Source organism: Klebsiella sp. w6 (assembly GCF_033100215.1).
Classification (GTDB): Bacteria; Pseudomonadota; Gammaproteobacteria; order Enterobacterales; family Enterobacteriaceae; genus Klebsiella; species Klebsiella variicola.
In genome coordinates this window covers 1,565,774-1,577,752 of sequence record NZ_CP136907.1, presented here as the reverse complement: position 1 = coordinate 1,577,752, position 11,979 = coordinate 1,565,774, and the positions used below count along the sequence as shown (strand labels likewise).

The following is an 11,979-nucleotide window of genomic DNA, read 5'->3' as shown; positions in this document are numbered from 1 at the left end:
GGTCAGAAGGGGTTGTTGCCGGAGAAGGGCTCGGCGATGGCCACGCCAAAATTTTTCAGACGACAGGTGGCGGCGAATTCATCCTGCAGGTTAACGAACAGGCACGGTTCGCCTTCGCACTCAAGGACTGAACAGTCGACTTCGATGTCGCTTAACGCCTGGCTGAGCTTATGCATAACCGGCCAGGCTTTCTCACCGTCCGGACTCAGCAACTTCAGGGCAACGAGACTGTTCTCGTTCTGCGCGCCGTTTTGCGGAATCGGTTCAACTCTGGAACCCGCAAAACCGGCCAGCCAGCGATAGCTCTGCGGCAGACGGTGTACGATAGAGAGTTGTTGTGTATTCACGTGGTTTCCCCGGAAGCAAAAGGCTTCACAATAAATTTACATCAATATTAACACACTGTTGACAAATAGTCCTGCCTTGACGCAGAAAACGTTTACAGCCGCGGCGGGCCAGGGCTAAGCACTTATAAACCAGCGCGTTATTTTTATACCCGGCGAGCCGATTGGCGCTATATGTACCCGTTTCTGTGATCCAAAACAACTTTTTTATCGCAACAATGCGACTTTTTACACTAATTGATTTTACATAAAGGAAACAAATCGCAGAACCCTGAAGCTCATTCTGGTTGACATGTATCAAGAAAGGGGCGATTTCGCCCCTGAAAATGTGACCTAGTGTGCGATTTTTCGCCGACGGGAAGCGTAAAGCGAGAAGAAAATAGAACAGGTTGCGCAGAAGGCAATAGAGATCAGCATTGGCCAGGCGGTGGTAAACGTCGCCATCGACAGCAGCGCACCAATGATCGCCCCGATACCAAAACGAAACGTTCCGGCCAGTGACGAAGCGGTGCCGGCCATATGCGGAAACTCATCGAGGATCACCGCCATGGCGTTAGACGACACCATCGATACGCAGCCGACAAAGGCCGCCACGCCGATCACCAGCGACCAGAAGCCGACGTCCAGCAGCGCGCAAACCACCATCCATACCGCCATGGCAAACTGGATCCACAGCCCGGCGCGGAACATGCGCAACGCCCCCACCCGCCGCACAAACCGGCTGTTGAACATGGTCATCAGGAACAGGAAAACAATGTTCAGCGCAAAATAGTAGCCAAAGTGCTGAGGCGCGACGTGGTTAATATTGATGTAAACAAAAGGCCCGGCGCTGAGAAACGAGAACATCCCCGCGAAGCTAAAACCGCTCGCCAGCATATAGCTCAGAACCCGCTTGTGACGGAACAGAGTGGCAAAATTACCCAGCGTGGTGCGCAGATGGAACGGCTGACGCCTGTCAGCTGGCAGCGTTTCGCGGATAAACAGGCCGATCATCAGCGAGGCCAGCAGGGCCACCAGCGCGAGGATCCAGAAGATGGCATGCCAGCTAAACCAGACCAGCACCGCCCCGCCAACCATCGGCGCCACCAGCGGCGCAATGGTCGTCACCAGCATGACAAACGACATCATCCGTGAAAACTCATCTTTCGGATAGATATCGCGCATCAGGGCGTTGATCACCACGCTGGCGGCCGCGGCCGCCAGACCGTGGAAGAAACGCATGACAATGAGCATATCGATGGTCTGCGAAAGGGCGCAGGCCACCGCCGCCGCGGCGAACACCAGCGTCCCGCCGAGGATCACCGGCTTGCGACCAAGGCTGTCTGCCATCGGCCCGTACAGCAGCTGACCCAGCGCAAAGCCCAGGATATAGGTGCTGAGCGTCATCTGCGCGCTGCCGTCCGGGACGTTGTACTGGGCGGCGATCACCGGCAGCGCCGGAAGATACATATCGATCGACAGCGGCATCAGCATGGCCAGCAGGCCGAGGATAAACACAATTCCCAGAGAAGAATTCTGCTTCACTGTCACGTTTTACTCCGTGCCTGCGGGGCGCCTACGCTGGCGATTTCCGTTTCCGTCAGCGGACGATATTCACCCGGCGCCAGCGCGTCATCCAGCAGGATATCGCCGATGCGCTCCCGGTGCAGGCCAACCACATGGTTGCCCACGGCGGCGAACATGCGTTTCACCTGATGGTAGCGCCCTTCGCTGATGGTCAGGCGCACTTCGGTCGGGGTGATCACTTCCAGCACTGCCGGCTTAGTGAGATCTTTTTCATTGTGCAACTGGACGCCTTTGGCAAACAGCTCTGCGGTCCCTTCCGCCAGCGGGCTTTCCAGCTCCACCAGGTAGGTTTTTTCACAATGGTGGCGCGGCGAGGTAATGCGGTGCGACCACTGGCCGTCATCGGTCATCAGCACCAGCCCGGTGGTGTCGATATCCAGGCGCCCGGCGGCGTGCAGCTTGTGCGCCACCGGCTCATCGAGGAAATAAAGGATAGTCGGATGATCGGGATCGTCGGTGGAACAGACGTAACCCTGCGGCTTGTTCAGCATAAAATAACGGGGGCCGTTCTGCTGGGTCAGCGTATTGCCATCATATTCCACCTCGTGCTCTGGCTGGAGCTTAAAAGAGGCATCTTTCACAATGTCGCCGTCCACGGTAACACGGCTGCCGCGGATTTCACGCCCGGCAATAGCCCGGCTGACGCCAAGCTGCTGAGCGATAAACTTATCAAGTCGCATGAATTTTTTTAGCCTGTAATAGTGCTGGAGCGGGCAACTCGCCCGAAAAAGAAGAATTTCACTGGCTAGTATAACGGGCTCTTAACACCACTCAAGGGAAAAGATTCATGGCATACTATTCGCGAGTTAATTAGCCCCGTGAATTCATGACTTTTACATTACGCCCCTACCAACAAGAAGCCGTCGATGCCACCCTCGCCTGGTTTCGTCGCCATACCGAGCCAGCGACCATTGTCCTGCCCACCGGCGCGGGCAAAAGCCTGGTGATTGCCGAGCTTGCCCGGCTGGCCCGCGGCCGCGTGCTGGTGCTGGCCCACGTCAAAGAGCTGGTGGCGCAGAACCATGCGAAATACTGCGCCCTTGGCCTCGAGGCGGATATCTTTGCCGCTGGTCTGCAGCGTAAAGAAAGCCACGGCAAAGTGGTGTTCGGCAGCGTGCAGTCGGTGGCGCGCAACCTCGATCAGTTTCACAGTGAATTTTCGCTGCTCATCGTCGATGAATGCCACCGTATTAGCGATGACGACGACAGCCAGTATCAACAGATCATAAGCCACCTGCGGCAGGTGAATCCTCAGCTCCGGCTGCTCGGCCTGACGGCTACCCCGTTCCGCCTCGGCAAGGGTTGGATCTATCAGTTTCACTACCACGGCATGGTACGTGGCGATGAGAAAGCACTGTTTCGCGACTGCATCTATGAGCTGCCGCTGCGCTATATGATTAAGCACGGCTACCTGACGCCACCGGAACGCCTTGATATGCCGGTGGTGCAGTACGATTTCAGCCGTCTGCAGGCGCAAAGCAACGGCCTGTTCAGCGAAGCCGATCTTAACCACGAACTGAAAAAACAGCAGCGCATAACACCGCATATCGTCAGCCAGATCGTGGAGTTCGCCGAAAGCCGTAAAGGGGTGATGATCTTCGCCGCCACCGTGGAACACGCCCGGGAAGTGACCGGTCTGCTGCCGGCGGCGCAAGCCGCGCTGATCACCGGGGAAACGCCTGGACCAGAGCGGGATCGCATTATCGAGGCGTTTAAAGCGCAGGAGTATCGCTATCTGGTGAACGTCGCGGTGTTGACCACCGGCTTCGACGCCCCGCACGTTGACCTGATCGCCATCCTCCGCCCCACCGAGTCGGTGAGTCTTTACCAACAGATCGTTGGCCGCGGCCTGCGCCTGGCGCCGGGCAAAACCGACTGCCTGATCCTCGACTACGCCGGCAACCCGCATGACCTGTACGCCCCGGAAGTGGGGACGCCGAAGGGGAAAAGCGACAACGTACCGGTGCAGGTCTTCTGCCCGGCCTGCGGTTTCGCCAACACCTTCTGGGGCAAAACCACCGCCGACGGCACCTTGATTGAGCATTTTGGCCGCCGCTGCCAGGGCTGGTTTGAAGATGATGACGGCCACCGCGAACAGTGCGACTTCCGCTTTCGCTTCAAAAACTGCCCGCAGTGCAACGCGGAAAACGATATCGCCGCCCGCCGCTGCCGCGAGTGCGACACGATTTTGGTCGACCCGGACGATATGCTGAAGGCGGCGCTGAAGCTAAAGGACGCGCTGGTGCTGCGCTGCAGCGGCATGGCTATGCAGCACGGTAGCGACGAGAAAGGCCCGTGGCTGAAAATCACCTACTATGATGAGGACGGCGCCGACGTGAGTGAGCGCTTCCGTCTGCAAACGCCCGCCCAGCGTACCGCCTTTGAGCAGTTGTTTATCCGCCCGCATACCCGTACGCCGGGCGTGCCGTTACGCTGGATAACCCCGGCGGATATCATTGCCCAGCAGGCGCTGCTGCGCCATCCTGACTTTGTCGTCGCCCGAATGAAGGGGCAATACTGGCAGGTGCGGGAAAAAGTATTCGATTATCAGGGCCGTTTCCGTCGCGCCAATGAGCTGCGTTAATCCGCCAAAAACTGAGGTTTTGATTGCCGCTGTGCCGATTGGCGGCTATAATGCCGCCCGCTTTTGCATTCGCAAAGCAGATAATCTGCCTGCAGCTGGGTCGCCTGTTGCAGGCTTTATATATAGAGAGACATCAATGTTTACTATCAACGCAGAAGTACGTAAAGAGCAGGGTAAGGGTGCGAGCCGCCGCCTGCGCGCAGCTAACAAGTTCCCGGCAATCATCTACGGTGGCGAAGCTGCTCCGGTTGCTATCGAACTGGATCACGACAAACTGTGGAACATGCAGGATAAAGCTGAATTTTACGGCGAAGTTGTGACCCTCGTTATCGATGGCAAAGAAGAGAAAGTTAAAGTTCAGGCTGTTCAGCGTCACGCGTTCAAGCCGAAACTGACCCACATCGACTTCGTTCGCGCGTAATCGCCGATAGCAAGTTGTATGGCAAACGCCCTGGTGTCTTCTGACCCGGGGCGTTTTGTTATCGGCGCCGCCAAAGTTCCGGCGCCTCGTCCACGAGGTCGCTCAGCATCCGGTGCTTATTCATGCCGGGCAGCCAGAGCATCACCATGGTCACGTTCAGTCCCTGACTGCCGACCTCGGTAGCTATTTCAGCAACCCCCTGCCACTCGCCTGGCCGTAAATGTTCCGGTAAAAACCCCCAGCCCATCCCCTGCTCCATCGCATGGCGCAGCAGCGCGATTTCATTCATATACAGCGTATGGCCGGATATCTGTAGCCGGCGGGCGATCTGATCGTCACTGCGCCGGTGCATCACCAGCTGTGGCGTTAGCGATAAATTCAGCAATGTCAGCGGCCGTGCGGCGTCAGTAAACAATCCTTGCGCGGCGTAAAAACGTAAATCAACGGTGCCCAGCGCCCGCCACTCCATTTCGCTGCCCAGCGTACGATTATTAGCCTGGCAAATGGCCATATCCGCGATGCCCTCGCTCAGCGCCTGCTCGGCTTCGCGCCGCGAGGCGCTCCAGCAGCTTAAACGGATCTGCCGCCGGGCAAGCGTATCAGCCAGCAAACAGAGAAATTCACGCGGCACGAAGGGATCGTACACCAGACGTAACGCCTGCCAGGCCGTTTGCGGCAGCGTTTGCGCAAAAGACTCGAAAGCCTGCGCCTGACGCAACAGCAGGTGTGCCTGGCGAAAAAGCTGCTCGCCTTCGGCGGTTAGCGTCAGGCTACGCCCTTCACGGCTGAACAGCCGGTAGCCCAGCGCATCTTCCAGATAGTCCAGCAGATCGCGAAGCGTGGTCCGGTCTTTAGCTAAACGAATGGCCGCCTGCGACAGGCTGCCAGTTTCGGCGATGGTGGCGAAGGCCTCAATCTGTGCGAAAGAATACTGCAGGGTTTTCATCCCTCTCTCCCTTGCGGGGGAAAATCCCCCATTTGCTGATTTTAGCCTTCGCGAGCCGATTTATATACTGCGCAGCGAAACTATGGCAAACGAGGAAATGAAAATGATAAAAAAACCACTGGCTCTGGCGTTAATTTTGGCGGCGCTGCCGGCGGCGGCGATGGCGCAAAACTGCGGCGACCTGACGCTGGATGTCTGCCCCACCCCTTACGACCAAACGCTACCCGCGGCCAAAGACATGCTCACCTGGGATCAGGCGTCACGCGTCGTTGGCTTTCGTAACGACTATCGCAATTATGCCGGAGACGTCTTCCGCCACGGCGCAGCGGTCCCGCTGGAGCGTGCTGAAAAGCCACTGACCCACGCCAGCTATACCCTCAACGGCCACACCTGGACGCTACAGGATTACCTGAAGCGCGAGAACGTCAGCGGCATGCTGGTGCTGAAAGATGGCAAAGTCGCCTGGAAATACCTTGGCAACGGCAACACCGATACCACGCTGTGGACCTCGCGATCGGTGGGCAAATCGGTCGTCTCAACGCTGGTGGGCATCGCCATTCAACAGGGGAAAATCCACTCCCTCGATGACCTGATTACCGTTTATGAACCCGAACTGAAAGGCACCGCCTGGGACGGCGTAACGCTCAAGCAGCTCATTCAACATACCAGCGGCGTGGACTGGAATGAAGATTACACCAACCCGCAGTCGCACTTTGCCCGCCTGACCCAATGTGAAGCACAGCCCGGCGCCTATGATTGCGTACGTAAAATCGTATCGGCACTGTCGCGCAAACACCCGGCAGGCGAGCAGTGGTCCTACTCTTCCGGCGGCGCCTGGCTGCTGGGCGATGTGCTGGAACGCGCGACCGGTATGTCGCTGGCCGCCTGGCTTGAACAATCACTGTGGCAGCCTGCGGGTATGGCCCACGATGGCGTCTGGCATGCTTATCAGCAAGGGAAGCATGATGTTGGCGCCCACGGCTTTAACGCCACCCTCGAAGACTGGGGCCGCTTTGGCGAGTTTGTCGCCCGCGATGGTCGGTTAAGCAACGGCAAACAGCTGGTGCCCGCAGGTTGGTTCGACCAGGCCGCAAGCTGGACAAAAGCGCTGAACTCGGTTTCAGCAGCGCATCCGCAAGGTATCTACGGCTATCAGTGGTGGAACAACGCGATTCCGGCCAATGCGCAACACGTACAGCCGACGCCGCAGGAAGGACTGCAGGGCTCGCTGTGGGCGCTGGGGATCTATGGCCAGGTGATCATGGTGAACCGCGCGGAACATCTGGTGATCGTCCAGTGGTCGACCTGGCCGCAGGCGGAACCGTCCTTCAACGCCCAGCCGCTGGAAGCGGCGCTGATGTACAGCGCCATTGCCCGCGAATTGCGCTAATCTCCCCTGCTCCTTGCCGCTTAGCTGGCGAGGAGCGTATCGGCATTCAGCGCCAGATGCTGCAACAGCATTATCGTTTTCGCATCCATGATCTCGCCATCGCGAATAGCCTGCAGCGCCCGCGCCAGCGGCCACTCCAGCACTTCAATATCCTCACCTTCTGCCGCCAACCCGCCGCCGTCGCCCCGACGGTCATCGGCCTGATATTCCGCGATAAAAAAGTAGAGCTTCTCGGTCACGGAGCCTGGACTCATAAAGACAGTGAAGACGGGTTCGACCCGCGTCACGCGAAAGCCGGTCTCCTCTTCCGCTTCGGCAACGATCCGCGCCTCCGGCGAGGCGTTATCCAGCAGCCCGGCGGCAGCCTCAATCAGATACCCATCATGACCGTGGGTAAATACCGGAAATCGGAACTGGCGCGTCAGGACCACCGTCCGCTTCTCACGGTTATAGAGTAAAATGACCGCGCCGTTGCCGCGATCATAGGCTTCCCGGCTCTGCTCCTGCCAGCAACCGTCCCGGCGCAGCAGTTCAAAAGTATATTTTTTCAGGGTGTACCAGTTGTCAGAGAGCAGCGTCTCGCGAACGTGGCGGACGTGCGGTGCGTGAGTTTGCATGTTATATCCCCTTTGAGATGACAGCTGGCACCATAACATGCATAATCAGGAACAAACAAGATCATTCGTGAAGGAAAAATCATGCTCGCCAGTCAGAGAAAACAGCAGATCCTCCAGATCCTCACCGAGGAAAAACAGGTGATGTCCGGGGAGCTAAGCCAGCGGTTCAACGTCTCCGAGGACTCCATTCGCCGCGATCTGCGCGAGCTGGCGGCGGAAGGAAAACTGCAGCGGGTCCACGGCGGCGCACTGCCGGTTTCTGCCGCTATTGCGCCTATTGAAACGCGCAAAAGCGTGCAGATCGCCTCCAAGCAGGCGGTCGCCCGCGCCGCCGCCGCGCTGATCCAGCCTGGACAGGTGGTGATTGTCGATGGCGGCACCACCACTGCAGCAATGATCGGCTTTTTACCTGCGGAACTGAACTGTACGGTGGTCACCCACAGCCCCGGCATCGCCGTGGCGCTGGTGGACCACCCGCGAATCGAGGTGATCCTGCTCGGGGGCAAAGTGTTTAAACATTCGGTCGTCGCTGTGGGCGCCGAGACGCTGGCGGGTATGGCGCGGATCAATGCCGATCTGTTCTTTATGGGGGTGACCGGCATCCACCCGCGGGCAGGTTTCACTACCGGTGATTATGAAGAAGCGGGCATCAAACGCGCACTGGCGGCCAGAGCGGCGGAAACCGTGGTGATGGCGTCCCGGGAGAAGCTCAACGCCGCGTCAGCCTTTGCCATCGGCGAACTGAGCCTCGCCAGTACGCTTATCGTCGACGGTGAACCCGACGCCGCGCTGCGCCAGCAGCTGGTGCAGTGCGGCGTGGAGATCATCCCCGTTCAGCGATAGCGCCGACAGGGCATGGGGCTTAATTGCCGCCGGACGTCCGGCGCTGCAGCTGGTCGCGCAGGTTCGGCGGGGTGCCCTTAATGGTCAGGGTATCGGTGGCGGGATCCCAGAATACGCGTTCACCTAACAGCATGGCGTCGAAGTTAATGGTCAATCCGCCGCCGCTGCCGGCAAACTTGGTCAGCTGGCGTAAGGTGCTGCGATCCGCCGGGAAGCTCTCTTCCAGCTCATAGCCCTGCGCGGCAGTGAATTCCTGGAAGCTCTTTTCGCTGACGCCGGCGAGCTCTTTGGACAGCGACTCCAGCTCAATCTCTTCCCCGGCCTGCAGCTGTTCGTTACAGTACGCGTAGACCTGCTGACGCACATTCTGTCGCTCGGATTTATCAAGCTGAGCATCGGCGGCGAAGTCATCCACCGCCTGCAGCAGGCCGCGGTTCTGCGCTTTGGCGTTAAGCCCTTCGCTGGCGCCGAGGAAATCCATAAAGAAATCGGCCACTTTGCGCCCTACCCGCCCTTTCAGGAAGGTCAGATAGCGGGTCGACTCCGGGTTGGTTTCCCACTCGGTTAAATCGATGCGCGCGACAATATCAGCATGGTTAATATCCAGGTAATGGGTCGAGCGGATATCCAGCTCCTCGTTGACGCGCATACTGCTCAGGTTATTGAGCACCGCCACCAGCAGATACTCGACCGCCAGGTAACGATACTGGCAGAAGAGGACAATGCCCCCTTCGGCGAACGGGTATTTCGCCAGTTCATCGCGCAGACGACCAGTCGCCGCGCGGCTGAACGCCAGAAACTCTTCTTCCCCCTGACGCTGCAGACGCAGCGCCTGCGCCAGTTCACTCTCTTCATTGAACAGGCCATAGGCTTTGCTTTTGGCGCTATAGACCCGGTGCAGTTCAGCCATCATCTCGACGACCGTCGCATTCGGCTCCAGCAGTGACTCGCGCAGCACCAGCTCCAGATTTTGTTCATCACGTTTGATTAACTGATGCAGGGCAATCTGGTCGATATCCAGACTCATGTTAAACTCTCCTTTTAGACCGGGCGGTATTCAACCACCGCCGGGTTGCCGACGCAACTGGCGCCACACATTTCGACGTTGTTACCGACGATCGGTGCGCTTTTGCGTCGCGGCGAAAAAATGCGGAAAAAAAGCTGCTGCTACGGTAATATGTTGCCCTTTCACGAACAAACAGATTTTGAGTTTATGCCGCAAATTTCCCGCTATAGCGATCAACAGGTCGAACAGTTGCTCAGCGAGCTAACGAACGTCCTGGAATCACACAAAGCCCCGGTTGACCTTTCACTGATGGTGTTAGGCAATATGGTGACCAACCTGATCAACAGTAGCGTCGCGCCGGCGCAGCGTCAGGCCATCGCCCGTTCTTTCGCGCAGGCTTTGCAGTCTTCCATTAACGACGATCCGGCGCATTAAGGATAACAGCAACAGTATATGGTGACTCTACGTCAGCCCTACCGAGAAAAAGTCTCCCAGATGGTCAGCTGGGGGCACTGGTTCGCCCTGTTCAACATGTTGTTGGCCATGGTGCTCGGCAGCCGCTATCTTTTTGTCGCCGACTGGCCGACGACGCTTGCCGGACGGCTTTTTTCGTACGTCAGTCTCGTCGGACACTTCAGCTTCCTGGTGTTTACCAGCTATGTGCTGATCCTCTTCCCGTTGACCTTTATCGTGGTCTCGCAGCGCCTGATGCGCTTCCTGTCGGTGATCCTTGCCACCGCCGGGATGACGCTGCTGCTGATAGATAGCGAGGTCTTCACCCGCTTCCATCTTCACTTAAACCCGGTCGTCTGGGAGCTGGTCATCAACCCTGACCAGAATGAGATGGCGCGCGACTGGCAGCTGATGTTTATCAGCGTCCCGGTCATCTTTTTGATTGAAATGCTCTTCGCCACCTGGAGCTGGCAGAAACTGCGCAGCCTGACGCGCCGCCGTCATTACGCCCGCCCGGTCGCCTGGTTCTTCTTTCTGTCGTTTATCAGCAGCCACCTGGTCTATATCTGGGCGGATGCCAACTTCTATCGCCCGATCACGATGCAGCGGGCGAATCTGCCGCTCTCTTATCCGATGACCGCCCGCCGTTTCCTCGAGAAACATGGCCTGCTCGACGCCCAGGATTATCAGCGTCGCCTGGTGGAACAAGGGGCGCCGGAGGCGGTATCGGTCCAGTATCCGCTCAGCAACCTGCGCTACCGTGATCTCGGCGCGGGCTACAACGTGCTGCTGATCACCGTCGACAACCTGAACTATTCGCGGTTTGAAAAGACCATGCCGGCGCTGGCGGCGTTCGCCAAAGAGAACGTCAATTTTACCCAGCATATGAGTTCGGGTAATACCGCCGACAGCGGCCTGTTTGGCCTGTTCTACGGTATTTCACCAGGCTATATGGACGGTGTCCTCTCGGCGCGTATTCCCGCCGCGTTGATCACCGCCCTCAACCAGCAGGGCTACCAGCTGGGCCTGTTCTCCTCCGATGGGTTTAGCAGCCCGCTCTATCGCCAGGCGCTGCTCTCCGACTTCTCGCTACCGAGCGCGAAGACTCAGAGCGACGAGCAGACGGCCAATCAGTGGATCGGCTGGCTGGACCGTTACGCGCAGGATGAGAATCGCTGGTTCTCGTGGATCTCGCTCAACGGCACCACCCTCGACGACACGCAGCAACAGGGCTTTGTCCGCCGTTACAGCAAGGCGGCAGGTGATGTTGACGCCCAGATTGATCGGGTGCTGACCGCGCTACGCGCAGCCGGCAAGCTCGACAACACGGTGGTGATTATCACTGGCGGCCACGGCAAGCCGCTTAACGTCAAACACGACTCGTTCGACTGGTCGCGCGAGCAGTTGCAGGTGCCGCTGGTTATTCACTGGCCGGGCACGCCGGCGCAGGAAATTGCCACGCTGACCGATAACAAAGATGTAATGACCACGCTGATGCAGCGCCTGCTCCACGTTTCGACGCCAGCCAATGAGTACTCGCAGGGTGAAGATCTGTTCAGCGCCGCACGACGTCGGAACTGGGTCACCGCGGCCAACGGCGATACGCTGGCCATTACCACCCCGACCATCACCGTGGTCCTCAACCATAACGGCACCTATACCACCTGGAGCCGCGACGGCGAGAAAATTAAAGATCAGAAACCGCAGCTCAGCCTGTTGCTGCAGGTCCTGACTGACGAAAAACGCTTTATCGCTAACTGATTGATTAATTATGAATCAATCGCGCGCGACCCGCTTGCATTCGCTCGG

The 11,979-nt window shown here is 58.2% G+C and carries 12 protein-coding genes; 6 read left to right on the top strand and 6 right to left on the bottom strand.

Going from position 1 to position 11,979, the window contains the following annotated elements:
• Positions 1 to 2: 2 nt before the first annotated feature.
• The 3 genes from R0140_RS07680 to rsuA form a co-directional block, all read right to left on the bottom strand.
• Positions 3 to 347: a YejG family protein gene (locus tag R0140_RS07680; RefSeq protein ID WP_002912974.1), complete on the bottom strand. Its 345-nt coding sequence runs from the start codon at positions 345 to 347 to the stop codon at positions 3 to 5.
• 330 nt (positions 348 to 677) lie between these two features.
• A complete protein-coding gene (locus R0140_RS07675) occupies positions 678 to 1,874 on the bottom strand; it encodes a Bcr/CflA family multidrug efflux MFS transporter (RefSeq protein WP_008804003.1) in 1,197 nt (398 codons plus the stop codon).
• Positions 1,871 to 2,590 (bottom strand): 16S rRNA pseudouridine(516) synthase RsuA, encoded by a 720-nt coding sequence (gene rsuA / locus R0140_RS07670; protein WP_008804002.1) that lies wholly within the window; start codon positions 2,588 to 2,590, stop codon positions 1,871 to 1,873. The genes R0140_RS07675 and rsuA overlap by 4 nt, the downstream gene beginning before the upstream one ends.
• Before the next feature lie 146 nt (positions 2,591 to 2,736).
• Here rsuA and R0140_RS07665 point away from each other — a divergent pair, with 146 nt between their 5' ends.
• Positions 2,737 to 4,494 (top strand): DEAD/DEAH box helicase, encoded by a 1,758-nt coding sequence (locus R0140_RS07665; RefSeq protein ID WP_012541014.1) that lies wholly within the window; start codon positions 2,737 to 2,739, stop codon positions 4,492 to 4,494.
• 136 nt (positions 4,495 to 4,630) lie between these two features.
• Positions 4,631 to 4,915 carry a 50S ribosomal protein L25 gene (rplY, locus tag R0140_RS07660; protein WP_008804000.1) on the top strand — a complete coding sequence of 95 codons (285 nt, stop codon included), beginning with the start codon at positions 4,631 to 4,633 and terminating at the stop codon, positions 4,913 to 4,915.
• A gap of 58 nt (positions 4,916 to 4,973) precedes the next feature.
• On the opposite strand, the gene R0140_RS07655 is transcribed toward rplY, so the two are convergent.
• Positions 4,974 to 5,861: a LysR family transcriptional regulator gene (locus R0140_RS07655; RefSeq protein ID WP_008803999.1), complete on the bottom strand. Its 888-nt coding sequence runs from the start codon at positions 5,859 to 5,861 to the stop codon at positions 4,974 to 4,976.
• A gap of 103 nt (positions 5,862 to 5,964) precedes the next feature.
• On the opposite strand from R0140_RS07655, the gene R0140_RS07650 reads away from it, so the two are divergent.
• On the top strand, positions 5,965 to 7,251 hold the full coding sequence (locus R0140_RS07650) for a serine hydrolase domain-containing protein (protein ID WP_016161563.1): 1,287 nt from the start codon (positions 5,965 to 5,967) through the stop codon (positions 7,249 to 7,251).
• Positions 7,252 to 7,271: 20 nt separating this feature from the next.
• On the opposite strand, the gene R0140_RS07645 is transcribed toward R0140_RS07650, so the two are convergent.
• On the bottom strand, positions 7,272 to 7,868 hold the full coding sequence (locus R0140_RS07645; protein WP_016161564.1) for an NUDIX domain-containing protein: 597 nt from the start codon (positions 7,866 to 7,868) through the stop codon (positions 7,272 to 7,274).
• Between the two features lie 81 nt (positions 7,869 to 7,949).
• On the opposite strand from R0140_RS07645, the gene R0140_RS07640 reads away from it, so the two are divergent.
• A complete protein-coding gene (locus R0140_RS07640) occupies positions 7,950 to 8,711 on the top strand; it encodes a DeoR/GlpR family DNA-binding transcription regulator (protein ID WP_008803996.1) in 762 nt (253 codons plus the stop codon).
• 19 nt (positions 8,712 to 8,730) lie between these two features.
• Here the strand turns inward: R0140_RS07640 and yejK are convergent, their stop codons facing one another.
• Entirely contained in the window at positions 8,731 to 9,738 is a 1,008-nt protein-coding gene (gene yejK / locus R0140_RS07635) for a nucleoid-associated protein YejK (protein ID WP_008803995.1), read from the bottom strand.
• Between the two features lie 186 nt (positions 9,739 to 9,924).
• Here yejK and R0140_RS07630 point away from each other — a divergent pair, with 186 nt between their 5' ends.
• Entirely contained in the window at positions 9,925 to 10,152 is a 228-nt protein-coding gene (locus tag R0140_RS07630; RefSeq protein WP_004195346.1) for a YejL family protein, read from the top strand.
• 18 nt (positions 10,153 to 10,170) lie between these two features.
• Complete coding sequence (gene yejM / locus R0140_RS07625; protein WP_008803994.1) at positions 10,171 to 11,931, top strand: LPS biosynthesis-modulating metalloenzyme YejM; 1,761 nt, start codon at positions 10,171 to 10,173, stop codon at positions 11,929 to 11,931.
• Positions 11,932 to 11,979 lie beyond the last annotated feature (48 nt).